The 24,894-nt window shown below is 69.0% G+C and carries 23 protein-coding genes; 4 read left to right on the top strand and 19 right to left on the bottom strand.

The features are described 5' to 3' along the window. Positions 1 to 190: 190 nt before the first annotated feature. From ACIQ0W_RS14730 to ACIQ0W_RS14740, 3 genes are all read right to left on the bottom strand, one after another. The gene (locus ACIQ0W_RS14730; protein ID WP_396643438.1) at positions 191 to 1,180 is read right to left on the bottom strand and encodes an NAD-dependent epimerase/dehydratase family protein; all 990 of its coding nucleotides are present in this window, start codon (positions 1,178 to 1,180) and stop codon (positions 191 to 193) included. A gap of 215 nt (positions 1,181 to 1,395) precedes the next feature. Next, complete coding sequence (locus ACIQ0W_RS14735; RefSeq protein ID WP_396643439.1) at positions 1,396 to 3,228, bottom strand: YhgE/Pip domain-containing protein; 1,833 nt, start codon at positions 3,226 to 3,228, stop codon at positions 1,396 to 1,398. After that, positions 3,225 to 6,122 (bottom strand): MMPL family transporter, encoded by a 2,898-nt coding sequence (locus tag ACIQ0W_RS14740; protein WP_396643440.1) that lies wholly within the window; start codon positions 6,120 to 6,122, stop codon positions 3,225 to 3,227. Before ACIQ0W_RS14740 ends, ACIQ0W_RS14735 begins: the two co-directional genes overlap by 4 nt. 249 nt (positions 6,123 to 6,371) lie before the next feature. Between ACIQ0W_RS14740 and ACIQ0W_RS14745 the strand changes: the two genes are divergently transcribed. After that, on the top strand, positions 6,372 to 7,511 hold the full coding sequence (locus ACIQ0W_RS14745) for an AAA family ATPase (RefSeq protein WP_396643441.1): 1,140 nt from the start codon (positions 6,372 to 6,374) through the stop codon (positions 7,509 to 7,511). 205 nt (positions 7,512 to 7,716) lie between these two features. Here the strand turns inward: ACIQ0W_RS14745 and pheT are convergent, their stop codons facing one another. The 10 genes from pheT to infC all read right to left on the bottom strand — a co-directional run bounded on the left by pheT (position 7,717) and on the right by infC (position 17,205). Further along, on the bottom strand, positions 7,717 to 10,293 hold the full coding sequence (gene pheT / locus ACIQ0W_RS14750; RefSeq protein WP_396643442.1) for a phenylalanine--tRNA ligase subunit beta: 2,577 nt from the start codon (positions 10,291 to 10,293) through the stop codon (positions 7,717 to 7,719). Beyond that, the gene (gene pheS, locus ACIQ0W_RS14755; protein WP_396643443.1) at positions 10,293 to 11,333 is read right to left on the bottom strand and encodes a phenylalanine--tRNA ligase subunit alpha; all 1,041 of its coding nucleotides are present in this window, start codon (positions 11,331 to 11,333) and stop codon (positions 10,293 to 10,295) included. Before pheS ends, pheT begins: the two co-directional genes overlap by 1 nt. Positions 11,334 to 11,373: 40 nt before the next feature. Beyond that, a complete protein-coding gene (locus ACIQ0W_RS14760) occupies positions 11,374 to 12,297 on the bottom strand; it encodes an amino acid ABC transporter permease (RefSeq protein WP_396643444.1) in 924 nt (307 codons plus the stop codon). After that, a complete protein-coding gene (locus ACIQ0W_RS14765) occupies positions 12,294 to 12,941 on the bottom strand; it encodes an amino acid ABC transporter permease (RefSeq protein WP_396643445.1) in 648 nt (215 codons plus the stop codon). Before ACIQ0W_RS14765 ends, ACIQ0W_RS14760 begins: the two co-directional genes overlap by 4 nt. Positions 12,942 to 13,013: 72 nt before the next feature. Beyond that, on the bottom strand, positions 13,014 to 13,877 hold the full coding sequence (locus ACIQ0W_RS14770; RefSeq protein ID WP_396643446.1) for a transporter substrate-binding domain-containing protein: 864 nt from the start codon (positions 13,875 to 13,877) through the stop codon (positions 13,014 to 13,016). A gap of 93 nt (positions 13,878 to 13,970) precedes the next feature. Further along, positions 13,971 to 14,762: an amino acid ABC transporter ATP-binding protein gene (locus tag ACIQ0W_RS14775; RefSeq protein WP_396643447.1), complete on the bottom strand. Its 792-nt coding sequence runs from the start codon at positions 14,760 to 14,762 to the stop codon at positions 13,971 to 13,973. A 53-nt stretch (positions 14,763 to 14,815) separates the two neighbouring features. Further along, entirely contained in the window at positions 14,816 to 15,658 is an 843-nt protein-coding gene (locus tag ACIQ0W_RS14780; protein ID WP_396643448.1) for a TrmH family RNA methyltransferase, read from the bottom strand. A 271-nt stretch (positions 15,659 to 15,929) separates the two neighbouring features. Continuing rightward, positions 15,930 to 16,316: a 50S ribosomal protein L20 gene (gene rplT / locus ACIQ0W_RS14785; protein ID WP_036301883.1), complete on the bottom strand. Its 387-nt coding sequence runs from the start codon at positions 16,314 to 16,316 to the stop codon at positions 15,930 to 15,932. A gap of 31 nt (positions 16,317 to 16,347) precedes the next feature. Continuing rightward, complete coding sequence (gene rpmI, locus ACIQ0W_RS14790; protein WP_036301881.1) at positions 16,348 to 16,542, bottom strand: 50S ribosomal protein L35; 195 nt, start codon at positions 16,540 to 16,542, stop codon at positions 16,348 to 16,350. A gap of 75 nt (positions 16,543 to 16,617) precedes the next feature. Then, on the bottom strand, positions 16,618 to 17,205 hold the full coding sequence (infC, locus tag ACIQ0W_RS14795) for a translation initiation factor IF-3 (protein WP_396643449.1): 588 nt from the start codon (positions 17,203 to 17,205) through the stop codon (positions 16,618 to 16,620). 357 nt (positions 17,206 to 17,562) lie between these two features. Here infC and ACIQ0W_RS14800 point away from each other — a divergent pair, with 357 nt between their 5' ends. Then, a complete protein-coding gene (locus ACIQ0W_RS14800; RefSeq protein WP_051514236.1) occupies positions 17,563 to 17,937 on the top strand; it encodes a DUF1844 domain-containing protein in 375 nt (124 codons plus the stop codon). Positions 17,938 to 17,952: 15 nt separating this feature from the next. Here ACIQ0W_RS14800 and ACIQ0W_RS14805 read toward each other — a convergent pair whose 3' ends face one another. The 6 genes from ACIQ0W_RS14805 to ACIQ0W_RS14830 all read right to left on the bottom strand — a co-directional run bounded on the left by ACIQ0W_RS14805 (position 17,953) and on the right by ACIQ0W_RS14830 (position 22,321). Continuing rightward, positions 17,953 to 18,756 (bottom strand): SseB family protein, encoded by an 804-nt coding sequence (locus tag ACIQ0W_RS14805; RefSeq protein ID WP_100813757.1) that lies wholly within the window; start codon positions 18,754 to 18,756, stop codon positions 17,953 to 17,955. Beyond that, positions 18,740 to 19,486: a bifunctional 1-(5-phosphoribosyl)-5-((5-phosphoribosylamino)methylideneamino)imidazole-4-carboxamide isomerase/phosphoribosylanthranilate isomerase PriA gene (gene priA / locus ACIQ0W_RS14810; protein WP_304686978.1), complete on the bottom strand. Its 747-nt coding sequence runs from the start codon at positions 19,484 to 19,486 to the stop codon at positions 18,740 to 18,742. Before priA ends, ACIQ0W_RS14805 begins: the two co-directional genes overlap by 17 nt. 87 nt (positions 19,487 to 19,573) lie before the next feature. Next, the gene (gene hisH, locus ACIQ0W_RS14815) at positions 19,574 to 20,242 is read right to left on the bottom strand and encodes an imidazole glycerol phosphate synthase subunit HisH (protein ID WP_036294660.1); all 669 of its coding nucleotides are present in this window, start codon (positions 20,240 to 20,242) and stop codon (positions 19,574 to 19,576) included. Beyond that, positions 20,239 to 20,841, bottom strand: a complete 603-nt coding sequence (gene hisB, locus ACIQ0W_RS14820) for an imidazoleglycerol-phosphate dehydratase HisB (RefSeq protein ID WP_036294657.1) — start codon at positions 20,839 to 20,841, stop codon at positions 20,239 to 20,241. The genes hisH and hisB overlap by 4 nt, the downstream gene beginning before the upstream one ends. After that, positions 20,838 to 21,923 (bottom strand): histidinol-phosphate transaminase, encoded by a 1,086-nt coding sequence (locus ACIQ0W_RS14825; protein ID WP_370651745.1) that lies wholly within the window; start codon positions 21,921 to 21,923, stop codon positions 20,838 to 20,840. Before ACIQ0W_RS14825 ends, hisB begins: the two co-directional genes overlap by 4 nt. A 50-nt stretch (positions 21,924 to 21,973) precedes the next feature. Beyond that, positions 21,974 to 22,321 carry a LysM peptidoglycan-binding domain-containing protein gene (locus tag ACIQ0W_RS14830; RefSeq protein WP_036294651.1) on the bottom strand — a complete coding sequence of 116 codons (348 nt, stop codon included), beginning with the start codon at positions 22,319 to 22,321 and terminating at the stop codon, positions 21,974 to 21,976. Positions 22,322 to 22,658: 337 nt separating this feature from the next. On the opposite strand from ACIQ0W_RS14830, the gene lexA reads away from it, so the two are divergent. Both lexA and ACIQ0W_RS14840 read left to right on the top strand, forming a co-directional pair. After that, the gene (gene lexA / locus ACIQ0W_RS14835; protein WP_396643450.1) at positions 22,659 to 23,426 is read left to right on the top strand and encodes a transcriptional repressor LexA; all 768 of its coding nucleotides are present in this window, start codon (positions 22,659 to 22,661) and stop codon (positions 23,424 to 23,426) included. Between the two features lie 72 nt (positions 23,427 to 23,498). Continuing rightward, a complete protein-coding gene (locus tag ACIQ0W_RS14840; protein WP_396643451.1) occupies positions 23,499 to 24,893 on the top strand; it encodes a hypothetical protein in 1,395 nt (464 codons plus the stop codon). The last annotated feature ends 1 nt before the right edge of the window (position 24,894 follow it).

The raw sequence follows: 24,894 nt of genomic DNA on the forward strand, positions 1-24,894 counted from the left end.
GCCGAAGGCATGGGCCGACAGTAACGGTCGGTCCGCGGCATCCGCAAATCGGCGGCGCTTTCACAGCTCCCGCCCGCACCCCCACCACGCCGAAACACCCAATGTGCGGCGAGACTCCTCTTGCCACAGGGTGTCTCGCGACAAAACAGGTGTTTCGGCGACGTGTGGCGAAGGATGCCGGGCGCGCGGGTCAGACAGACAGCGCGGCGAGCAGCGCGAGTTCGTCCGCGCGGGTCATGCCCGCAAGCCGTTCACGGTCCAGACCCCGCGCGCGTTCGGCCCAGAGCGCCCGCTTGAGGGTGTTCCGGATGCTCCGGAGCCGGCCCCCCGCCGCGAGGTAGGCCTCATTCGAGCGCGTCATGAATCCGGGCATGCCCGGTGGCAACCACAGCGGAAGGGAACGCGGGCCTGTCCAGGGCTCGACGCCCTGCGCGGTGAGCCAATCCTCGTCGGCCTCGACGAGGGCCCCGGTGTGCCCGGCGGTCTCGCGCGCGAGCGCGAGCATCTCGCCGAGACGGACCGAATCCCCCACCGCATTCGCCGTGCCGTGCCATCCGTCCTCGCCGCACGCGACGATGAAACCGGCGAGGTCGTCGACATCGATCACCTGCGCCATCGCTCCCCGCGCGGTGGGCACCAGCACCGGCTCACCACCGGCGAGAGCGAAGCGCCCCACCCAGTACCCGAAGCGGTCGGTGGGGTCGCCCGGCCCGACGATCAGCCCGGGGCGCACGATCGCCGCTCGCTCCCCGAGGGCGGAGCGCACGGATGCCTCGGCCGCGGCCTTCGCGCGTGAGTAGTCGTACTCGTCCTCGGGCGTACCGGGCGCCGCGGGTTCGCTGAGCGGCGCACTCTCGTCCGTACCGACCTCGACGTTGCTCGCGTAGACCGACACCGACGAGACGTACGTGGCATGCGCCGCACGATCGCCCAGGGCCTCGACGGCCGCAGCGACGTGGTCGGGGATGGACGAGATCTCGACGACCTCGTCCCAGTCGCGGTCCGCCACCTCGGCATAGGCACCGGGATCCGCGCGGTCCGCGACCACCAGTTCTGCACCCGGCGGCGCAGGCCGCGCACCGCGGGCGAGGCAGGTGACGGATGCCCCGGCATCCACCCACCGTCGCGCGATCGCGCCGCTGAGCCATCCGGTGCCGCCGAGAATCAGAACGTCGGTCATCCGTTCATCCCACCAGACGTGCGCCGCCGACGCGACAGGTCCGCGTGCGACGTTGTCGCGGACGGCAAGCCGTGGCGGCGGACAGTATCCCGGATGAATCCGGCTCCGTCCGACGTCCGGGCGCATCATTCCGCGGGTGCCTTACGTACCGCGCCTCCTTCATCCGGAGTACTGTCCGGCGGCCCGCCGTGAAAGCCTCCCGACAGCCCGCGCCCCTAAGCCTTCGACGGAACGACGGATGCGCGTGCCCGCGCGACCGCCACGACAGCGCCGAGGGCCGCAACACCCGCCCAGAGCAGCAGGCCGATCGCCGCCTGCAGCACGGCATGCAACGAGCCCCCGAGGAGAGCCTGCGTCCCCTGCAGCCCGAGGCTGAGCGGCAGCAGCCCCAGCGGCCCCGCGGCGATCGAATCGGCGGGCACCGGCCCGGCGATCCCCGCCGCGACGACCTGCACTCCGAGCGCGACGACCGAGACGACGAGACCCGCCCGGCCGAGCAGGCCGCAGAGCGCCTGGTGGACGAGGGCGAAGCACACCGCCATCACGACCGTGAGCGCGAAGGCGACGGCCATGCGATCGGGCGCGACGCCCAGCACCGCCACGCCGATCCACACCAGGAGTGCTTGGACGACGCCGACCACGACACCGACGAACCCCGCGTGCCCCGCGATGCGGCGGGCGGAGGCGGGGCTGCTGAGCGCGGCGCGCGAGAACGGAGCGACCACGAGCGCGGTCGCCAGCGCACCCAACCACAGCGCGACGGGCACGAGCGCCGCCACAGCCGCCGCGCGGGCGCTCGCAGGTCCGCCGACCGAAGCCGTGTCGACGCCGATGGGGTCGGCGACGACGCCCGCGATCGTCTTCTGTTGATCCGCGGAGTACGCGGGGATGTCCGCCGCGGCCGTGTCGAGCCCCGAGGCGAGAGACCCCGAGCCGGACGCCAGCTCGCCGAGACCCGCGCGCAGCTCACCGGCCCCGACGGCCAACGCACGCGCTCCCTCGGCTGCGTCGGCTTCCGCCTGGGCCAGTTGCCCGAGCCCGTCCGCGACCGGGCCCGCGACGTCGGCGACGAGCCCGGCGCCGATCGCAACCGCTGCCGCGTCGGCGGAGTCCCCCGCCAGGGCGCCGGCGTGCGTCTGCAGTCGCGCGGCGACCCCCGCGGCTTGCGCTCGCAGGGCCGTGACATCGGCGAGGAGATCCCCCGCCGGCCGCGTGGGGTCGAGCGCGATGAGCGCCGCGATCGCGTCGAGCTCGAGCACGCCGACATCCTGCGCGAGAGCGAGCTCTTCCGCGACGAGCGCCTCCGCCGCCAGGGAACCCGCGAGCGCGGCGGTGTTCGCCGATGCCGCCCCGCTGAGCGCACCCAGGTCGCGTGCCCCCTGCGGCAGCGCGCCGAGAATCTGCGCGATCTCACCGATGCCCACCGCCAGGTCGGCGCTCCCCGCCTCGATTCCGCCGGCACCCTCGCCCGCACCCTCGATGCCCGACGTCAGTTCTTTCGCACCGGATGCCGCCTCCCCGAGGGATTCCGACAGTTCCGCGAATGCGCTCAGCGTGCCCGCGACATAACCCGAGGTCAGCTCCGCCGCGACCCCGCGGGGCAGCCCGGCCGCGACCGCTGCGGCGACAGCGCCCTCCACATAGCCGTGGCGCGTGCTGGTCTCCACCTGCAGCTGCGCCGCGGTCGGGGCATCCGAACCGATCGTGGCGACGTTCTGGGAGAAGTCCGCGGGGATCGTCACGATCGCCTGGAAGCTGCCGTCGGTGAGCCCCGCCTGGGCCGTGGTCGGGTCGGTCAGCGTCCACGTCAGCCCGTCCTGACTCGTGAGCAGGTTCTCGGTGAGCAGCTTGCCCGCCGCCACGGGTTCACCTGCCTGCTCGATCGGAGTATCGAGATTGACGATCGCGGCAGACAGCGTCTCTTCGCTGCGCTGCGGCAGCATCGTCAGCAGGATGATCAGCGGGGCGACCACCGCGAGCAGGATGACCGCCGTCGCGCGTCGGCGTGATCCCGCCGGAGCGGGCACGAGACTCCAGAACCTGTTCACGAGCTGCTCCTCTCGAGTGCGCCGGCGGCGGCCCGCACGGAAACGACGCTACGGTCGGTGACCGGGACGAACTCGTCATCGACGGCGAGCACGGCCGTCGCCTGCGCGTCGAGGCGGCCGAGCACGGTCGCGGCGACCCGCGGGGACCGTCCACGCAGGTCGATCACGACAAGCGGCAGACCGGACGACAGCGCCACGGCTACGGCGAGTGCCCACCGGCCGGCGTCGTCGAGCCGCGCGACGAGGGTCTCCGGTCCCGTCTCGACGCCCACGGGCGCACCGACGACATCGATGAGGGCATCGAAGGTGCGCGCCGCGTCATGTGTCCGCTCGCGCAGCTCCCGACGCGCGACGCCGTTCAGCCGCAGCATCCCGCTGAGGTAGTCGCCGACGGACTCGGCGTCCACGGCCGGGGACGACGTCTCGACGTGGGCACTCCGCGCTGCCAGCGCATGTCTCTCGAACGGCAGCAGACGGCCCTGCACGGCCACCGATCCTTCGACGTCGCCGGACCGCCCAGCAAGCACCGCGCACACCCGATCCGCGTTCTCGCCCCGCACCAGCAGCACCGCACGCTCGGGCACGGCGAAGGACACGGGGTCGAGGCCGCCGAACGAGGCATCCTGCGCGTGCAGACCCTCACGGCGCTCGTCGTCACCATCGCGCCAACTGCGCTGCGCGAGCATCCGCTGCACCGCTTCGCCCTCGATGTCGGCATCGGGCAGCACGCGTGCGAGCCCGCGCGGCAGCCACCACGCGCGGTCGCCGAGCAGCGCCATGAGGGCCGGCACCAGGGTCATCCGGACGACGAACGCGTCGATCAGCACACCCACTGCCAGCGCGAGGGCGATCGGCTGAATGATCGCGTTGCCCCCGGGAACGAACGAGAAGAAGACCGAGAACATGATGAGGGCCGCGGCCGTCACCACACGCGCGGAGGCGGAGAACCCCTGAATCACGGATGCCTGGGCATCCCCCGTCGCGACGTAGCGCTCGCGCATCCGCGAGACGAGGAAGACGTGGTAGTCCATCGCCAGGCCGAACAGCACGGCCATCACGAGGATCGGCATGAAGCTGATCACGGGGCCCACCTTCCCGACGCCCAGGAGGTCGGCCGCCCACCCCCACTCGAAAACGGCCGTCGACACGCCGAGCGCGGCACCCACCGTCAGCAGGTAGCCGAACGTCGCGGTCACGGGAACCGCGATCGAGCGGAACATGATCATGAGCAGCAGCAGGCACAGCCCGACGACGACGAGGGCGAACGGCAGGAGCGCCGCCCCCAGCCGGTCGGAGATGTCGATGGCGAGCGCCGTCTGGCCCGTGACCTGGAACCCGAACCCGTGCGCGGACTCGAAGGCCGGGGCCAGGTCGCGCAGCCGCTGCACGAGGTCACCCGTCTCGGCCGAACTGGGCGCACTCGTGGGGGTGATCGTGAGCACCGCGAGGTCGAGCGCCTCGTTGGGGAATGCCTGCGAGGTCGTGGCGACGCCTTCGACCGACGCGAACTCCCCGTCCAGGGCGTCGAGGGCCTGCTCGACGTCGAGCGTGCGGGAGATGTCGGCCGTGATGAGGAGCGGACCGTTGAATCCCGGACCGAACCCCTCGTCCAGCAGGTCGTAGGCGATGCGCGGCGGCGAGCCCGCCGGGTCGTATCCGGCATCCGGAAGCGTCAGACGCATCCCCGCGGCCGGCACGGCCAGAGCCAGAAGCACGACGACGACGATCGCCGCGGTGGCGAGCGGCGCACGCGTCGCGATCCGCGCCCACGCGGGGCCCTGCGTGGGCGCGCTCGATGCGCGAGCCGCCTTCGGTGCCCGCCGCGTCTTGGCCGCGCGCTCAGCGCGCTCGCGCCGGGGCTTGGGGATGAGTCGCCGACCGCACACGGTCAGGAGGGCGGGAAGGAGTGTGATGGCGACCGCCAGCGCGCACAGCACGGCCGCCGCCGCGCCGAGGCCCATGACCGTGAGGAACGGGATTCCGGCGACACCGAGCCCCAGCAGAGCGATCATGACGGTCAGGCCCGCGAACACGACCGCCGTTCCCGCCGTCGCGATCGCCACCGCGACGGACTCGGCGACCGGCATGCCCTGGCGGAGGTTGTCGCGATGTCGGGACGTGATGAGAAGCGCGTAGTCGATGCCCACCGCCAACCCGAGCATCGTGGCGAGCACGGGAGCGGTGGCCTGCACGGGCGCGAAGGCGGCGACGATCGTGATCGAGCTCGTCGCCACGCCGACGCCGATCGCGGCGGTGATGAGCGGCATCCCGGCGGCCAGCAGCGAACCGAAGGTCACGGCCAGCACGACGAACGCCACAGCCATCCCGACCAATTCGGTCCAGTCCACGCCGGATGCGGCAGTCGGCACGATCCCCGAAACCGCCACCCGGAGTCCCGCCTCGGTCAGGGGCGCCGTTGCGTCCTCGACCGCCGTGACCAGGCTGGCCGGAATGGCGTCGGCGGCGTCCGAGAGCTGCACGGCGATGAACGCCATCCGGCCGTCGGACGACACCTGATCGGCCACGCCGGTGCCCGCGGGCGAGGACCCGCTCGCGGACATCGAGTACGGGCATCCGACATTCGTCACGCCCGTGACAACCGCGAGGCTCTCGCAGACCGAGCCGATGGCGTCCGCGTCGTCGGCGATCGAAGATCCCTCGGGGGCGACGAGCACGACCCGCCCGCTCGCGCCGCTCAGCTGCGGAAACCGCTGCTCCAGGGTGTCGAGCGCGGCCTGAGCCTGGGTGCCGGGGATGTCGAACGAGGACTGCAGGTGGTTGCCGAGCGCGGTAGCCGTGGCGCCACCGCCGACGGCCAGAACGAGCCATGCGGCCAGCACCCACCACCGCCTGCGGGCGCAGAACCGACCGATTCGATAGAGAACGGAGGACATCTCCGACGACTCCTCATCCCGGGCTACGCCCGACCCCCCACGACCCCATCGGAACTACTCTGGCAGAACAGCAGGGTGCCGATGAGACACCCCCGCGCGCGGCGGGTCGGGCGCCCTCTCCGAAAACAGGAGATCGTGCGGGAACAGGGTGCTCCGGAGCACATCGTCCTGTCTCGGCCGGATCTCCTGTTCTCGGCGAGCTGCCGACGAGATGATCGAGTGTCGGATGCTCCGGCCAGGCTGGTTGGCATGATCCAGACCGTGGCCGTCGCCGGATACCGCTCGCTCGTCGACTTGGTGTTGCCCCTCGGGCGCCTGACCGTGGTGACGGGGGCCAACGGCACCGGCAAATCGAGCCTGTACCGGGCCCTACGGCTGCTCGCCGCGGGCGCATCCGGCGACGCCATCGGCGCGATCGCCGAGGAAGGCGGGCTGGACTCCGCCCTGTGGGCGGGCCCCGAAACCCCCGCGGGCGCGGGCGCACAGGGAACGGTGCGGCGCGGACCCATCTCGCTCCGGCTGGGCGTGGCGACGGACGACCTGGGCTACCTCGTCGACTACGGACTGCCCCAGACCGAGAAGCTGAACATTTTTGCCCGCGACGCCGAGATCAAGAGGGAGCAGATCTTCGCGGGCACCGTGGCGCGACCGGCCACGACCCTCGTCGACCGCACCCGCGCCGCCGTGCGCGTGCGCCGCGACGGATGGATCGATGCCGATCAGCGCCTCGCGCCCTTCGAAAGCATCCTCACCGATCTCGGCGATGGCGACGCCGCGCCCGAGACGCTTTCGGTGCGGCGTATGCTGCGCGCCTGGCGGTTCTACGACCACTTCCGGACGGACCGGGACGCCCCGGCGCGGCATCCGCGGGTCGGCACACGAACGCAGACGCTTGCGCACGGTGGCGAGAACCTTGCCGCGGTGTGGGCGACGATCCAAGATGCCGGACACGGCGACGCCCTCACGCGCGAGGTGGCTCGTGCGTTTCCCGGCGGGCGTGTGGAGGTCGCGGCATCCGGTGGCCTCTTTCGCCTGCTGATGCATCAACCCGGCCTGTTGCGGCCGCTCGAGACGACCGAGCTGTCGGACGGCACTCTGCGCTACCTGCTGCTGTGTGCCGCGCTGTTGCCCGCGCGGCCCGCTCCCCTGCTCGTGCTGAACGAGCCCGAGTCGAGCCTTCATCCCGAGCTACTCGGCCCCCTCGGGGCACTCATCAACGCCGCGGCGGGCGAGAGCCAGATCATCGTGGTCACCCACGCCGAGCGGCTCGCCACCACCCTCGCGGACGCGGGCGCCGAGGTCGTGCGGCTCGAGTCGACGGGCTACGGCACACGCATCAAGGGCCAGGGCGTGCTCGACGTGCCGGCGTGGCACTGGCCCGCGCGCTGAGCCCTCGCCGACTCCCGCCCTGTCGCGCCGGGCCGCGCCCATGCACACGTGCCCGAGGCATCCGTCCGCCCGCTTTCACCGACGAAACACCCTTTACGCGACGAAACACCCCTCGACACGGGGTGTTTCGTCGCGGGAGGGGTGTTTCGGCGTCAGCCACCCGCCGAGGGTGCGACCGGGCGGGCGCGAAGCCGACCGCGTCGAGTCAGTCGCGGATGCTGGCGCCGAAGCGCTCGGCGGCCACGACGACACCCGCGAGCTTCGCGTCGGACGCCTCCGCCGCGGTCAGCGTGCGGTCCGGGGCGCGGAAGCGCAGCGCGAACGTGAGGCTCTTCGATCCCTCGGGCACACCCGTGCCGCGGTAGTCGTCGACCAGCCGCACCGACTCGAGCAGCTCCCCGGCGCCCTGTGCCAGCGCGGCACGCACCTCCCCGGCGGGCACGTCCGCCGGGACGACGAGCGAGACATCCTGCGTCGCGGCGGGGAAGCCCGACAGCGACGCCGCGACGACACGCGACGACACGAGCGAGAGCAGCAGGTCGAGGTTCAGCTCGGCGACGATCACACGACCGGGAAGATCGGATGCCTCGGCCACCGCCGGCAGCAGCTCGCCCACGTAGCCGACCTCGACACGCGTGTCATCGGGTCCGCCTACCGACAGCACACCGGTCCGGCCCGGGTGCAGCGCCGCGCGAGCACCCTGCGCCACGTCGATCGAGACTCCCGCGGCTGCCGCGACGACGCGCACGGCATCGAGCGCCGCACCGAGGTCGGCCGGCTCGGCCGCACGTCCCGGTTGCTTGGGCGCCAAGTTGCCGGTCAGCAGAACCGCGACGTGCCGGGGCTGGGGCGGGATCGACGCGTTCAGCTCGGCCAGCACGTCGTCGCTCGGACGCTCGGCGAGCGGCGGCACGAACGACGTGCCGTACTCGACCCCGGGCTCGGGCACGAACACGCTGCCCGTCTCGAAGATCGCCAGGTCCGTGAGGCCGCGCGAGAGGTTGCGGTGCGCCGCCTGCAGCAGCGCGGGCACGAGCGAGCGCCGCAGGAACGGCGACTGCCCGTCGAGCGGGTTCGCGAGCTTGATGCTCGGCAGGTGCTCACCCGAAGCCGACCCGTGCAGGTCGTTCAGGGCTTCCGTGGTGAACGGGAACGACGGGGTTTCGACGAAGCCCGCCGCGGCGAGCGCGTTCGCGACACGACGACGGCCCTGCTGAGCCTCGGTCAGCCCGCGGCCCGACGGCGGGGTCGGCAGCACGGACGGGATCTGGTCGTAGCCCTCGATGCGGGCAACCTCTTCGGCGAGCGTCCACTTGTCGGTCAGGTCGGGCCGCCACGACGGCGGGGTCACGTCATAACCGTTCGCGCTGTCGGCGACGGAGCATCCGATCATTTCGAGCGCGCCGCGCACCCGCGCGGGCTCGTAGTCGACCCCGATGACGCCGGATACGAAGCCCGCGGGCAGCGCAATCGCGGTGCGCGCGAACTCGGTGAACAGCGCTCCCCCGACGGGATCGGCCGTCCCACCCGCGAGCTCGACCATCAGGTCGACGACGCGCTGGGCCGCCACGAACGGGATCAGCGGGTCGACGCCGCGCTCGAAGCGACGGGATGCCTCGGACGGCAGCTTGTGCCGACGTGCCGTACGCGCGATCGAGACGGTGTCGAAGATCGCGGCCTCGACCAGGACATTGCGGGTCTCGTCGCTCATCTCGGTCGGCCCGCCACCCATGACGCCCGCCAGACCGATGGGTCCCGAGTCATCCGTGATCAGCAGGTCTTCCGCATCGAGCGTGCGGTCCTTGCCATCGAGCGTCGTGAGGTGCTCGCCCGCGTGCGCACGGCGCACGGTGATGCCGCCCGAGAGCGCATCGAGGTCGTAGCCGTGGATCGGGTTGCCGAGCTCGAGCATCACATAGTTGGTGATGTCGATCAGGATGCCGAGGGACCGGATGCCCGCAAGGGTCAGCCGCGCGATCATCCACGGCGGTGTCGGGGCCGAGGCATCCACCCCGCGCACGACGCGCACGACGAACTCCGAGGCGCCGACGCGGCCGCGGATCGGGGCCTCGTCGGCCACCGCGACGGGGAAGCCCTCGCCCGGCTCCACCTCGTCCGCGGGGCGCAGGCCGGGGTCGCGGAACGCGCCGCCCGTCGAGTGCGAGTACTCGCGCGCCACACCCCGGATCGACAGAGCGTAGCCGCGGTCGGGGGTGACGTTGATCTCGACCGCGACATCGTCGAGCCCGAGCAGAGCGATCGCGTCGGTGCCGACGGGTGCGTCGATGCCGAGTTCGGCGAGCCGCAGGATGCCCGCGTGCTCGTCTCCCAAGCCCAGTTCGCGAGCGGAGGCGATCATGCCGTCCGACACGTGGCCGTACGTCTTGCGCGCCGCGATCGGGAACGGTCCGGGCAGCACGGCACCGGGCAGCGTCACGACGACCTTGTCGCCGGCGAAGAAGTTGCCGGCGCCGCAGACGATTCCTCGAACTGCGCCGCCGCTTGCGGCGGCGTCGGTCCCTGAGCCTGTCGAAGGGCCGTCCGCGGCCGTCGAACCCTCCGGCGCAACCCGAACCTGGCACCAGCGGATCGTCTTGCCGTTCGACTGAGGTTCGGCCTCGAACGAGAGCACCTCGCCGACGACGACGGGACCCGTCACGTCGAAGCGGTGCACGTCCTCTTCCTCGAACCCGACACGCACGAGGGCTTCGAGCACGTCTTCCGGCGAAGCATCCGTCGGCACGTCGACGTACTCACGCAACCACGACAGCGGAACGCGCATCAGACCACCATCCCGAACTGCTCGCTGAAGCGGACATCACCCTCGGCCATGTCGCGCATGTCCTGCACGTCGCTTCTGAACATCAGCGTCCGCTCGATGCCCATCCCGAACGCGAAGCCCGAGTACACCTCGGGGTCGATGCCCGCGGCGCGCAGCACGTTGGGGTTGACCATGCCGCAGCCGCCCCACTCGATCCAGCGCGCGCCGCCCTTGAAGGTCGGGTGCCAGAGGTCGAGCTCGGCCGAGGGCTCGGTGAACGGGAAGTAGTTGGCGCGGAAGCGCGTCTTCGCTTCGGGCCCGAACAGCACGCGCGCGGCGTGGTCGAGCGTGCCCTTGAGGTGCGCCATCGTGATGCCCTTGTCGATCACGAGCCCCTCGAACTGCGTGAAGACCGGCAGGTGCGTGGAGTCGAACTCGTCGGTGCGGTACACCCGCCCCGGGCACAGCACGTAGATCGGGATGTCGCGCTCGAGCATCGAGCGCACCTGCACGGGGCTCGTGTGCGTGCGCATCACGAGGTGGCGGTCGACCGGGTCGACGAAGAACGTGTCCTGCATCTGGCGCGCCGGGTGATCGACGTCGAAGTTGAGCGCATCGAAGTTGAACCACTCGTGCTCGAGCTCGGGACCCTCGGCGATCTCCCACCCCATGCCGACGAAGATGTCGCTGACCTGGTCCTGCAGCAGGGTGAGCGGATGCCTCGCGCCCACGCGCGTGCGGGACGCCACCGCGGTGATGTCGATCCGCTCCGCCTCGAGCCGGGCGGCCGTCTCGGCCTCGACCAGCTCCGCCTCGCGCGCGGCGAGCGTCTGCGCGACACGTCCACGGGCCTGACCCATGAGCTTGCCGAACTCGGCCTTCTGGTCCTTCGGCACATCGCGCATGCGAGCGTTCAGCTGGGCGAGGGGCGAACCCTCCCCCGCATGCGCCGCACGGGCGGCCTTCAGCTCTGCGGTGTTCGTCGCGGCGGCGACGGCTGCGAGCGCCGCCGATGCCGCGGATTCGACCGCCTCGGGCGTGATCTCAGGAGTGTCAGACACGAGAGGCGAGTCTACCGGGGCCGGATGCCCGGGCCTGCCGCTATACGCCCGTGGCGGTCCGCGCGGTTCCCGAAGCCTGCGCCATCAGGATCGCCTGATCCGGATCGGTCGGCTTACCGCCGCCGCTCTTCTTGCCGCGCGTGCCCCCGCTCGCGGTGCGGCGCGACAGCCATCGTGCGAACCAGGAGAGGGTGAGGTTGATCGCGAGGTAAATCGCGAGCGTGACGGCGAAGAGCGAGAACAAGTAGCGATTGCCGTAGAAGCTCGCCAGCTGGTTCATCGTGGTTCGGATCAGCTCGTTGTAGCCCACGATGTAGCCGAGCGAGGTGTCCTTCAGCAGCACCACGAGCTGCGCGACGATGATCGGCAGCATCTGCCGGAACGCCTGCGGAAACTCCACGAGCATCTTCGACTGGAATTCGCGCATACCGACCGAGAGCGCAGCCTCACGTTGGCCCCGCGGCAGCGCGACGAGACCCGCCCGCAACGCCTCGCCGATGAGCGTCCCGTTGTAGAGGACCAGCGCGATGACGACCGCCCAGAAGGCACCCGTCGAGGCCACCAGCAGGATGAACAGCATCATCAGCAGCACGGGCATGCCGCGGAAGAACTCGATGAACACGGCGGTGGGGACGCGTACCCACGCAATGGTCGAACTGCGCATGAGCGAGAGCACGATGCCGAGGACCATCGCGCCCACGGCTGCGACGCCCGCGGCTCGCAGAGTAGCGAGGACGCCCTGACCGATGAAGCCCCAGACGACCGGGTCGGTGAAGATGTCCCAGCGCGTCGGTGCGAACATCCCGGGTACAGTCACGCCGCCGGATTCGCGCGGCAGCGCCAGGATGATTCCGCCCCAGGCCAGGAGCCCGGCGACGACGATCAGGCCGATGACGGACGCGATGCGGGATGTCCGACGCGCACGGGGACCGGGGGCGTCGAAGAGAACGCTCGGAGCACTCATCGGCCCACCACCACTCTCTTCTCGAGTTGGCCGGCGAAGAGGCCCAACGGGACCGTCACGACCAGGTAGAGCGCCGCGGTGATGAGGAGGATCGCAATGACGATGTTTCCGTTCGCGTTGGCCAGCTCGCGCGTGGATGCGAAGAGTTCGGCCACGAAGAATCCGCCCGCCACCGAGGTGTTCTTGGTGAGGGCGATGAAAACATTGATGAGCGGCGGGATCGTCATCCGGAACGCCTGCGGAAGAACGACCAGCGTGACGGTCTGACCGAAGCCCAGACCGATACTGCGTGCCGCTTCGGCCTGGCCGACCGGCACTCCGTTAATTCCCGAGCGCAACGCCTCGGCGACGAAGGGCGATGTGTAGTACGTGAGGGCGAAGATCGCCAGCACCACGTAGGGAAGCCGGACCCCGAGGAACGGCACGATGAAAGCGAAGAAGAAGAAGACGAGGGTCAGCGGGGTGTTGCGCGCGATCTCCGTCCAGACCGCCCCGAAGACCCGCAAGGAACCGACCGGCGAGATGCGCATCGCCGCTATGACGGTGCCGATGACGAGGGCCAGAACGCCGGAGACGGCGAGGAGCAGCAGGGTGACCCGGAAGCCTTCCCAGAACACCGGCATGAGCGAGGCGAGTTGCTCCACGCGATCTCCATTCCTTTCAGGGGGACGGATGCCCCGGGCGCAAAATGCTCGCCGCCCGGGACATCCGATCGATCAGTAGCGGTCGACCGCGGGCGGGTCGACGAACGGCAGAATCGTTCCAGCCGTGGCGTCCCAGGCGTCCTGGTAGCGGCCATCCTCGTAGGCCTCTTCGAGGACGTCGTTGATCCACATGCGGAAGTCGGTGTCATCCAGCGCCAGGCCGATGCCGTACGGCTCGTCCGTGAACGGCTCGCCGACGACCTTGAACTCGCCCTCGTTCTGCGCGGCGAGCCCCGCGAGGATCACGTTGTCCGTGGACACGGCCACGACGGCACCGCTACGGAGCGGCTCGAGGCAGTTCGAGTAGGTGTCGGTGAGCAGCACCTCGGCGCCGAGCGCCTCCAGGTTCGCGGCGGGGGTCGAGCCTGTCACGGAGCAGACGGGCTGCCCGACGAGGTCGTCTTCGCTCTCGATGTCCTCGTTGTCGGCCAGGGTCAGGATCGATTGGCCGGCCATGTAGTAGGGGCCCGCGAACGAGACGACCTCCTTGCGGGTGTCGTTGATCGTGTACGTGGCGATCACGAGGTCGACTTCACCGTTTTCGATGAAGGGCTCGCGGTTTGCAGAAACCGCTTCCTTCCACTCGATGTCCTCTGCGGCGATGCCGAGCTCGGCGGCGATGATCTTGCCGATCTCGACGTCGAATCCTTCCGGCTCGTTCGTCGGCCCCATGAGGCCGAAGAGGGGCTGGTCGAATTTCGTACCGATCGTGATGGTGCCCGCCTCGGCGAGTGCGGCCATCGTCGTGCCCGCTTCGAACGTGGGCGATTCCTCGGGCTCGACCGAGGTCTCGCCGCCGCTGCCGCCCGCGCACGCCGAGAGCGCGAGCGCTCCGACGGCCGCGAGGCCGATGAGGGAAAGTCGTGAACGTTTCATGTCCTACCTGTCCTTTGCTGTGGGGGTCGCGGGGTGGCGACCTGTTGTGTAGGGCCCCGGCCGCGGTGGCGGCCAAGTTTCATGCGTGCGCTCTCAGTGCTCCAGGATCTTGGAGAGGAAGTCCTGCGCACGCTCGCTCTGGGGGTTCGTGAAGAACTTCTCGGGCGTGGCCTCTTCGACGATGGCGCCATCGGCCATGAAGAGCACGCGGTCGGCAGCTTTTCGGGCGAATCCCATCTCGTGCGTCACAACGATCATGGTCATGCCGTCAGCCGCCAAGCCGATCATCACGTCGAGCACTTCGTTGATCATCTCGGGGTCGAGCGCGCTGGTTGGCTCGTCCATCAGGATGACCTTCGGGTTCATGGCCAGCGAGCGCGCGATAGCGACGCGCTGCTGCTGCCCGCCGGAAAGTTGATTCGGCATCTTCGATGCCTGGTTCGCCACACCGACACGATCGAGCAGCTTCATCGCCATCTCGTCGGCCGCCTTCTTCTTCATCCCGCGAACCCTGATGGGCCCGAGCGTGACGTTCTCGAGGACAGTCTTGTGAGCGAAGAGATTGAACGACTGGAACACCATGCCGACGTCCGCTCGGAGCTTCGCCAGGCCTGCGCCTTCCTCCGGCAGCTTCGCGCCGTCGATCGTGATGACACCTGAGTCGATCGTCTCAAGGCGATTGATCGCGCGGCAGAGCGTCGACTTTCCGCTGCCCGAGGGGCCGATCACGACGACGACCTCGCCTCTGTTGACGACGGTCGTGATATCGCGGAGGACATGCAGTTCGCCGTAGTGCTTGTCGACGTGCTCAATGACGACGAGCGGCTCACCCCGCCGTGCGGAGATATTCGACGTCTTCGGCTTTGCGTCGCTCTGGCTGACCATGAAGCTCACCCTACGCACGGGTCAGAAGAACCGACGTGCCGGTGACACGACCTTTACCGGACCGTAACAGGCGGCAACGTGCCTGAGCGCGGATCGGAGGAACGCTGGGCGAACGCACTCTCATAGAGGCATACGCTCGCCGCCGTTGCGAGATTCAGCGATTCCGCGCGGCCGTAAATAGGCAACCGCAGAGCCATATCCGCGAGCCTGAGTGCCGAATCCTCAAGGCCGCGCGCTTCATTCCCGAAGAGCCATGCGGTCGGTTCGGCGAGGAGGCCCCGGTCGCGCGCGGCGAGCAGATCGTCGCCCTTCACATCGGCGGCGATGATCCGCAGGTCCGCACCGCGTGCCAGGTCGAGTGCCTCCGACAGGTCGGTTGTCAGTGCGATCGGAAGGTGGAAGAGAGACCCGGTCGTCGCGCGCACGACCTTGGGGTTGTAGGGATCGACGGTGCGTCCTGTCAGAACGACGGCATCAGCACCCGCGGCGTCCGCAGCTCGAATGATCGTGCCGAGGTTGCCCGGGTCTCGGACCTCTTCGCACACGGCGATCAGGCGCGGGGATGACGCGAAAATCTCGCGGACCGAAACCGGGAACTGACGGGCCACCGCGACGACCCCCTGCGGGGTGACGGTGTCGGCCATCGCGTCGAGGACGGCCTCGGTCGTGTACTCGATCTCGACGGCTGCACCGGAGGCGAGCTCACGCAGTTCTCCATGCCGCTCGATCGCCGTGGGGGTGGCGAAGAACTCGACGATCGCTCCGGGCCGGTACACCAGAGCCTCGCGGACGGCTTGGGGTCCCTCGAGCAGAAACAGCCCGGTCTCGTGACGGGCGCTTCGTTTGGTCAGCTTTGCGACGGCGCGCACGCGCGGCGAGCGCGGGTTCTCGAGCACGTCCACAGTCTAGGGCGAGCAGGTGTAGTGCCCGTGAACCCGGGCAGCGAGGGGAGGAGGGTCGGCCCGAGCGAGAGAAGTTTCGCCCAGTGGCAGCCGTCAGGCGTTCACGATTCAGTCCCGACGCATACGCCACCGGCACTCACCCGCGTGAATCTCGGCTCCAGGCAGCGGGACGCGGCCGGATCTCCTGAATTGTGAACGCTCAGCGCCCGTGAATGCCGAAGGCCCCGCTCTACGAAGAGAGCGGGGCCTTCGAACGAACAGCTGCTTACGCGGACGCCTTCGGCGCCGACGTGTCGGCAGGCAGGGCAGCCTTCGCCGTGGCGACGAGCGACGCGAACGTGGCCGGCTCGTTCACCGCGAGCTCGGCGAGCATACGACGGTCGACCTGAACACCCGCGAGGCCGAGGCCCTGGATGAAACGGTTGTACGTCAGGCCGTTCTGGCGGGACGCGGCGTTGATGCGCTGGATCCACAGGCGACGGAAGTCGCCCTTACGCTTGCGACGGTCACGGTATGCGTAGACCAGGGAGTGGGTGACCTGCTCCTTGGCCTTGCGGTACAGGCGCGAACGCTGTCCGCGGTAACCGGAGGCGCGCTCGAGGATGACGCGACGCTTCTTGTGGGCGTTTACTGCCCGCTTGACTCTAGCCATTTGTCTTGTTTCCTATCCTGATTCGGCGCGCTCAGCGACCGAGAAGCTTCTTGGCGACCTTGGTGTCGGCCTTGGACAGGACCTGGTCCTGGTTCAGGCGACGCGTGCGACGGCTCGACTTGCCCTCGAGGTTGTGGCGCATACCGGCCTGCTGCTTCTTGAGCTTTCCGCTACCGGTGATCTTGAAGCGCTTCTTGGCACCCGAGTGGGTCTTCTGCTTCGGCATCTCGTTTTCCTTTGCTGAGGCCCCGGAGGGCGTCGTGGGTGTGCACCCGCCGAGGCGGGAGTCGTGTGAGGGGTCCTACTCCGCGGCCGTGTCGGCCGTGTCGGACTCGGGCTTGGGCCCGCGAGCCTCGCGTGCGGCCTGCTTGCTCGCGTCGCGCTTGGCGTTCTGCTCGGTCTTGACTTCGGACTTGTTCTTGTGCGGTGCGACCACCATGACCATGTTGCGACCGTCGATCGTCGGGTTCGACTCGACCGTGCCGAACTCGGCGACGTCCTCGGCGAACTTACGCAGAAGTCGAACACCCTGCTCGGGACGCGACTGCTCGCGACCGCGGAAGAGGATCATCGCCTTGACCTTGTCTCCGGTCTTGAGGAAGCCCTCGGCGCGCTTGCGCTTGGTTTCGTAGTCGTGCTCGTCGATCTTCAGACGGAACCGGACCTCTTTCAGGACCGTGTTCGCCTGGTTACGGCGGGCTTCCTTGGCCTTCTGCGCAGCCTCGTACTTGAACTTCCCGTAATCCATGATCTTGACCACGGGCGGCTTCGAGTTGGGGGCCACCTCGACGAGGTCGAGCTCTGCCTCCTGAGCGAGGCGCAGCGCTGCCTCGATGCGGACGACACCGATCTGCTCTCCTGCGGGGCCGACGAGTCGGACCTCGGGCACGCGGATGCGGTCGTTGGTGCGGGGATCGCTGATGCGGAACTCCTCTAGATCTGGGTAACCGCACGACGAAGCCGCACGGGGTGGAAGCACCCGGAGACGAGAGTTTCCGGGTGAAGCGAACGTCGCATTCCACCCGGCGCGGAGTTGATACAGCCCGCCGGCTTTGTGCCCAGACCACTGGATGCCTCGGATCGAGACGAGCCAGCGGAGCACGTGGACCCGGTAGCCTGGCCTATGGCCGGCGCGGGTGGGATGCGAATCCTCTTCGAACCGAGACAAAAGTCCCGGAGCCCGCAGAAGTCTAGCAGAGAGCGACACGTGAGCACGATTCCCCCCGAAGACAATGTCCCGCACAGCATGGAACCGGATGCCGCGACCCAGGCTCGCTGGGAGGAACAGGAGCGTGCCGCCTCGGCCGCAACCCGCGATATCGCGGATGTTCCGGCCGTCGAGATCATCACGACAACCGCGGTCCACCTACTAAGTGCCGCCGCCGTCAAGACCGGGCTCGCCGATGATCCCGCCAACCAGACCGACCTGGACGAGGCTCGCAAGCTCATCAACGCCCTCGCCGGCTTGATCAGCGCGGCCGCGCCCGAAGTCAGCGACATGCACGCCCGGTCGCTCCGCGACGGTCTGCGCTCGGTGCAGTTGGCGTTCCGCGAGGCATCCGTCATCCCCGATCCGATCGGCAAGGGACCCGGCGAGAAGTGGACCGGACCCGTCACCTGAGCGGATCAACCGCGCTCAAGGCGCCGAGCGCTCCAGGCGAACCGTGAGCGAGTCGACGAGCGTCGCGATGCGGTCATCGGCCGCCCACCGCTGAGCCAGGCGAGCGAGCACGGGGTCGAGTTCCTGACGATCGAGCCCCTGCAGCAGACTCAACCGGACGATCGTCTCGGGCCCGCGCAGGCGCGCAGTCGGGTCGCCCGCTTCGAGTGCGATGTCGACGGCCGCCAGCTCGGACGCGATCGATTCGAGGAACGCCTGGCGCACCTCGACGGATTCTGACGACGGCATCCAAGACTCGCCCTGCGCGAGCGCCCAGACGGCGGGCCGACGGATGACGAACTCGGTCTCGGAACCCGGGTCGACCACGATCAGGTCTGTGCCCTCCCCCACGGCGGCCTGAGCCACGCGGAACACGGGCGTTGGGATCGGTCGCGCCGACGCATCCCACGCCTGCAGAGCCGCCACGCTCGAGAACGCTGGCAGCACGGTTCGCCCGTCGGGGGCCGCCACGGTCACGATCGAGAGCTCCTGCGTCTTGTCCACGGTCAGACCGGATGCCGAGACCCCCGTCTCGCCACGTTCCGCGACGAGGGGCACGAGAAGGCGGGCGGCGCGCAAGGAATCGACCACGGCGGCCTGACCGACCTCGCCCGCGCGGAACGCGGCGAGGGCGACGAGGAAGGCTTCCGGCGCCGAACCGTCATCGCCCGCGTGGGGGTTCGGCTGAAATGCGCGCCCCTCCCAGGGAACGCCCGCCGAGTCGGTGCCGTGCTGGTGCGCGGCGCCGTTCGGGTCTTCCGGGTCAGCCGGCTGCGACATCCAACGCCTCGGCCAGCGTGAAGGCGCCAGCGTAGAGGGCCCGACCGACGATCGCGCCCTCGACCCCGAGCGGGACGAGTTCGCGCAGTGCCGCAATGTCATCGAGGCTCGAAACGCCTCCCGAGGCCACGACGGGCTTGGATGTGCGCGACGTCACCTGACGGAGCAAGTCGAGGTTCGGACCCTTGAGGGTGCCGTCCTTCGTGACGTCGGTGACGACGTAGCGGCTGCAGCCGGCCGCTTCGAGACGCTGCAGGACCGTCCAGAGGTCGCCCCCGTCCTCGGTCCAGCCTCGCGCGGCCAGCGTCGTGCCCCGCACATCCAGACCTACGGCGATCGCCTCGCCGTAGCGGGCGATGACATCCGCCGCCCATTCGGGGTTCTCGAGCGCTGCGGTGCCGAGGTTGATGCGACTGGCACCGCTCTCGAGGGCGGCCTCGAGTGAGCGGTCGTCGCGGATGCCCCCGGAGAGCTCGACCCGCACACCCTTGACCTGCTTGATCACCTTGCGGAGAACGGCGGTGTTGTTTCCGCGACCGAATGCCGCATCAAGATCCACGAGGTGGATCCACGTCGCGCCCTGCCGGGCGAAATCAAGGGCCGCGTCGACGGGATCGCCGTGGAAGGTTTCGGTGCCGGCTTCGCCCTGGGTGAGGCGGACGGCCTTGCCCCCGGCGACATCGACGGCGGGAAGGAGGACGAGCTCGGGTGTTGCGGAGAAGTCGTTCATGGATCCTCGTGCGTGGGCGGATGCGCCGGTTTTACACCGGATTCGGCTGCCGCGCGGGGCGGTCCGAAGGCCGGATAGGCACGAAGCCTAGATGTTAGTCGGGGTCAGGCCGTCGATCCAATTCGCGAGCAGTCGGATGCCCGCGGCACCGGACTTCTCGGGGTGGAACTGCGTCGCCGAGAGCGGCCCGTTCTCCACCGCGGCGAGGAACGGTGCACCGTAGTCCGTCCAGGTGAGGTGCGGGTTGGCGAAGGGTCCGTTCGCCTCCAGCTGCCATTCCTGCACGCCGAACGAGTGGACGAAGTAGAAGCGCTCATCCTCGAGACCGGCGAACAACTTCGATCCCGGATCGGGGCGGACCGTGTTCCAGCCCATGTGCGGCAGAACGGGGGCGTCGAGTTCGCGGACGACACCCGGCCACTCCCCCATGCCCTCTGTGTCCACGCCGCGCTCAACACCCAGCTCGAACAGCACCTGCATGCCGACACAGATGCCGAGCACGGGGCGTCCACCCGCGAGACGCCGGTCGATCAGTCGGTCCCCGCCGCTCGCCCGCAGCGCCTCCATGACAGCGCGAAAAGCACCGACGCCGGGCACGAGAAGACCGTCGGCCTCGAGCACGAGCTGAGGGTCCGACGTCAGACGCGCGTCAGCGCCCGCCGCCTGCAGCGCCTTGACGGCCGAGTGGACGTTGCCGGATCCATAGTCGAGGACGGCGACGAGAGGTCGACGCTCTCCGGAATCCGCGTCCGTCACAGTGCACCCTTGGTGCTCGGGATCCCCTCGACGAGGGGATCGAGCGACTTGGCTTGGCGGAAGGCACGGGCGAAGGCCTTGTACTCGGCCTCGGCGATGTGGTGAGGGTCGCGCCCCTCGAGCACGCGAATGTGCACAGTGAGACCACCGTTGAACGCGATCGCCTCGAACGTGTGGCGCACGAGCGACCCGGTGAAGTGGCCACCGATCAGGTGGTGTTCGAACCCGGCGGGCTCACCGGTGTGCACCAGGTACGGACGACCCGAAATGTCGACGACCGCCTGCGCAAGGGCTTCATCAAGCGGTACGAGGGCGTCGCCGTAGCGAGAGATACCGGCCTTGTCGCCGAGCGCCTCGCGGATCGCGATGCCCAGCACGATGGAGACATCCTCGACCGTGTGGTGTGCGTCGATCTGCGTGTCGCCCGTCGCCTTCACGGTCAGGTCGGTGAGCGAGTGCTTCGCGAACGCCGTGAGCATGTGGTCGAAGAACGGAACCGTGGTGTCGATACTCGAGCGACCCGTTCCATCGAGGTTGATTTCGAGGTCGACGGATGACTCACTCGTGCGACGAGTCTTGCTCGCCGTGCGCTCGCTCATGCCTGCGAGTCTATCGACGCGAGTTGGTCGAGGAACGCTGTGGTCTCATCCTCTGTACCAGCCGAGACACGCAGCGTTCCGGGCAGGCCGACGTCGCGCACGAGCACTCCCCGCTCGAACAGCGCGCGCCAGGTCGCGGCGGGATCGTTCACGCCACCGAACAGGATGAAGTTGGTCCACGACTCGTACGGTTCGTATCCGAGCGCGGACAGGGTCGCACCCATGCGGTCACGCTGCGCGACGATGTCGTCGACCATCGCGAGCATGGTGTCGGCGTGGCGCAGCGCGCCGAGCGCGGCCGCTTGCGTGAGCGAGCTCAGGTGATAGGGCAACCGGACGAGGCGGAGGGCGTCGATGAACGCGGGATTCGCCGCAAGATACCCGACGCGCGCACCGGCGAAGGCGAACGCCTTGCTCATCGTGCGCGAGACCGCGAGACGGGGACGATCGTGCAGAAGCGTCAGCGCCGACCGCTGGTCGTGCGGTGCGAACTCCCAATACGCCTCGTCGACGACGACGACGCCGCGGGATGCCTCATACACGGCCTCGATGACGTCGATGGGCAGCGGTGTTCCCGTGGGATTGTTCGGCGAACACAACAGGATGATGTCGGGATCCGCCTCCGCGACCTGCTCCGCCGCGAACTCCGGGGTCAGCGTGAAGTCGTGTCCGCGTTCACCCGCAACCCAGCCCGCACCGGTCCCTGCCGCCAGGAGCGGGTACATCGAGTAGGTCGGACCGAATCCGAAAACGGTGCGACCCGGCCCACCGAAGGCCTGCATGATGTGCTGCAGCACCTCGTTCGATCCGTTCGCCGCCCACATGTTCTGCGCGGTCAGGCCATGCCCGAGATAGTCGGCGAAAGCCTCACGCAACGTGTCGAATTCGCGATCGGGATAGCGGTTGATCTCACGAAGGGCGACGGCGATGCCATCCAGGATGTCGTCCGCCACCTCTTGGGGAACCGGGTGCGTGTTCTCGTTGACGTTCAGTGCGATCGGCACGCTGGCCTGCGGGGCTCCGTAGGGAATCTTCCCTCGGAGATCGTCACGGAGAGGAAGGTCTTCGAGGGATGCGCTCACCCCTCCCATGCTACGACGCGCGAGAAGGGGCGACGACCGGGTGTTCTTCCCTAGGAGGCGAGGTCGGCCGGGATCGCGATGCTCTGTCCGGCGACGACGGACGAAGAACCGAGTGCGTTCAGGCGGACGATCTCGTCCACGACATCCCTCGGATCGGAGGTCGGCGCCACCTCGAGGGCGATCGACCACAGGGTGTCACCCGGCTCGACCAGCACGGTGGTGAACTCATCGGCCGACGCCGAAACACTGCGCGAGGCGAGGGCCTCGCCACTCGCGAGGACACCGACGAACACCGCTGCTGCCAGGGGCAGCGACACCAAGCTCACGACGACGCGACGTCCGCGTGCCGTCAGCCGCAGGCGAGTGTGCGATGGCATCGACATGAGTGCGGTGGTCATCTTGTCCTCCTGGATCGTGCGGTGCTGTGTAGCGCGGGATGAGCGCGGTGGTCGCGAGTCCGGGCGGGCCGGTCGTGAGTCCAGCTCCGCATCCGACTCTCGGCCGGGAGAGCCGGATGCGAAGTTGTGTTCCGAAGTTATCTTCGAGTATTTCATGTTGTCAAGTCCTTATTGCGCTTCGAATGGCCCGAAATCGTTCGACACGCTCGAACAGATGTGCCGAAATGTCCCACGGACCGGATAGTGTTTCGATGGTCGCGCTGGTGCAAGAGCAGTACACCAGGGACCACCGACATCGCATTCAGAGCGACGCCTCGTACGGCGGAAGGAGCACGACATGACGCTTGAGCCCGGGGACTCCGCGCTGGCGGAGTCGGATGCCGAGAGGGACGTGGACTCGGAGGCGAGCGCGGACGACGCGTCCGTCACGGAAGAAGTCGCCGGGCCGCGGGCGCGCACGCGCCGCCGCAAGAGCCTCAGCGACAAACAGCTCGCGATCCTCGAAGTGATCCAGCGCGCGGTTCATGCGCACGGCTACCCGCCGAGCATGCGCGAGATCGGCGACGCCGTGGGCCTCCGCTCGCTCTCGAGCGTCACCCACCAGCTCAACCAGCTCGAGCTGTCGGGATACCTCCGACGCGATTCGGGCAAGACCCGCGCGATCGAGATCTTGATCGATCTCCCCGGGACGGCGACCGAGAATCCCGCCGACACGGCCCCGCCCGTGGGCGATGCGGCGATGGTCCCTCTCGTCGGTCATATAGCGGCCGGCGTCCCCATCACTGCCGACCAGCAGGTGGAAGAAGTGTTCCCGCTCCCCCGCCAGCTCGTCGGCAAGGGCGAACTGTTCATGCTGCGCGTCTCGGGCGAGTCGATGATCGACGCCGCTATCTGCGACGGCGACTGGGTCGTCGTGCGCACGCAGGCGAACGCGGAGAACGGCGACATCGTGGCCGCCATGCTCGATGGCGAAGCGACCGTCAAGACCTTCCGGCGGCGCGACGGCCACACGTGGCTCCTGCCCCGCAACAGCGCATTCGAGCCGATCCTCGGCGATCACGCGAGCGTTCTCGGCAAAGTCGTCGCGGTCCTGCGCGCAGTCTGACCACCCGCGGTGGCCCCGGGCGCTGTTGCGGGAAAACCTGCGCGTGCAGGCATGGGAGCGGTATAAGGGGATGTGACCAACCCCACCTCTGCCTCCGCGAACGACGCGGAGGTCGCGCGTCGGCTTGCCGAACTCGAAGCCGAGAACGAACGGCTTCGCTCACGCCTCGAGGGGGCGCCCGCTCGCCCGGACCGCGTCTCGCGGCCGCGGAAGGGCACGTGGCGCGGAGTCCTGTCCGCCGCAGTGATCGTCGTCGCGGCACTCTTGGTACCCGTGTCGATCGTGTCGGCGTGGGCACGGACCGAACTCGTCGACGAGACCGCCTTCGTTGCGACGTTCGCCCCCCTGGCGCAGGACCCCGCCGTGCAGGCGCTGATCGTCGACGAGGCGACGGTGGCGATCGACGAGTCGCTCGATCTGCAGAGCCTGACCGACGATCTGTTCGACGGACTCGGGGGCCTCGGGCTGCCGCCTCGGGCCACGGCCGCCATAGATCTGCTCCGCGGTCCGGCGGTCGAAGGGCTCCGCGGCCTGATCGGCACATCCGTGACTCAGCTCGTGGAATCAGACCTCTTCGCATCGGTCTGGGAGACGGCCCTCCGCTCGAGCCATCGAGGGCTTGCCGCAGCCGCGACGGGCACGACCCCGACGGGGGCCGTCACCGTCAGCGACGCCGGCGAGGTCGGCATCTCGCTGGCCCCGATCATCGATGAGGTGAAGGAGCGGCTTGTGGCGCAGGGCGTCGGTTTCGCCTCCGCTATCCCCTCCGTCGACCGCACGATCGTGCTCGTTCAGAGCGACGCGCTCGTCACCGTTCGCATCGTCTACGGAATCGCCGCGACGGTCGGATGGTGGCTACCGTTCATCACACTCGTCCTGTTCGTCGGTGGTGTGCTCCTCGCACGCCGGAAGAGCGTTGCCCTTGTCGGCACGGGTGTAGCCATCGCCATCGGCGGCGGAACACTCGCCATTGCCCTCGCAATCGGCGCAACGGTTGCGTCGATCGCGGCGTCGCAACTCGCTCTCCCGATCACGGCCGTCGATGCCATCTACGAACAGATCGTCGCGGCGATGCGCGACACCGCCGCGGTGGTCGCGCTGATCGGTGTTCTGCTCGCGCTTCTCGCGTGGGTCCAGGGGCGGAGCACAGCGGCGATCGCGATTCGGACCGGTGCCGCAGGCATCAACCACCGGCTGCGCTCGACGCTTCGCTCAAGCGGCGTGGACACGGGCCGCGTCGGCCGCTGGATGTACGCGTACCGCGTCCTGGTGCGGGTCGCCCTCGCCGCGCTGGCAATCCTCTGGCTCTTGGCGTTGCGTCCGCTCTCGATCGGCGATGTCTCGCTCGTTCTGGTCGTCACGCTCCTGGCCTGGTGGGCGACCGAACTCGCGCAGAGCGATGCGGTACAGGATGAGCCCGAGCGCGCCGAGCCCGAGCTGAGTGGGTCCGAGCGCGTCACGACGTAGG

The organism is Microbacterium sp. (genome assembly GCF_044340635.1).
Classification (GTDB): Bacteria; Actinomycetota; Actinomycetes; order Actinomycetales; family Microbacteriaceae; genus Microbacterium.

Coding starts and splice junctions, on each gene's coding strand:
- ACIQ0W_RS14740 (WP_396643440.1), bottom strand. CDS start 6,122: ATGTCCTCCGTTCTCTATCGAATCGGTCGGTTCTGCGCCCGCAGGCGG.
- rpmI (WP_036301881.1), bottom strand. CDS start 16,542: ATGCCGAAGCAGAAGACCCACTCGGGTGCCAAGAAGCGCTTCAAGATC.
- ACIQ0W_RS14800 (WP_051514236.1), top strand. CDS start 17,563: ATGGAACCGGATGCCGCGACCCAGGCTCGCTGGGAGGAACAGGAGCGT.
- ACIQ0W_RS14745 (WP_396643441.1), top strand. CDS start 6,372: ATGATCCAGACCGTGGCCGTCGCCGGATACCGCTCGCTCGTCGACTTG.
- rplT (WP_036301883.1), bottom strand. CDS start 16,316: ATGGCTAGAGTCAAGCGGGCAGTAAACGCCCACAAGAAGCGTCGCGTC.
- ACIQ0W_RS14760 (WP_396643444.1), bottom strand. CDS start 12,297: ATGAGTGCTCCGAGCGTTCTCTTCGACGCCCCCGGTCCCCGTGCGCGT.
- lexA (WP_396643450.1), top strand. CDS start 22,659: ATGACGCTTGAGCCCGGGGACTCCGCGCTGGCGGAGTCGGATGCCGAG.
- ACIQ0W_RS14775 (WP_396643447.1), bottom strand. CDS start 14,762: ATGGTCAGCCAGAGCGACGCAAAGCCGAAGACGTCGAATATCTCCGCA.
- ACIQ0W_RS14770 (WP_396643446.1), bottom strand. CDS start 13,877: ATGAAACGTTCACGACTTTCCCTCATCGGCCTCGCGGCCGTCGGAGCG.
- hisB (WP_036294657.1), bottom strand. CDS start 20,841: ATGAGCGAGCGCACGGCGAGCAAGACTCGTCGCACGAGTGAGTCATCC.
- ACIQ0W_RS14730 (WP_396643438.1), bottom strand. CDS start 1,180: ATGACCGACGTTCTGATTCTCGGCGGCACCGGATGGCTCAGCGGCGCG.
- pheT (WP_396643442.1), bottom strand. CDS start 10,293: ATGCGCGTTCCGCTGTCGTGGTTGCGTGAGTACGTCGACGTGCCGACG.
- ACIQ0W_RS14805 (WP_100813757.1), bottom strand. CDS start 18,756: ATGTCGCAGCCGGCTGACCCGGAAGACCCGAACGGCGCCGCGCACCAG.
- ACIQ0W_RS14830 (WP_036294651.1), bottom strand. CDS start 22,321: ATGACCACCGCACTCATGTCGATGCCATCGCACACTCGCCTGCGGCTG.
- priA (WP_304686978.1), bottom strand. CDS start 19,486: ATGAACGACTTCTCCGCAACACCCGAGCTCGTCCTCCTTCCCGCCGTC.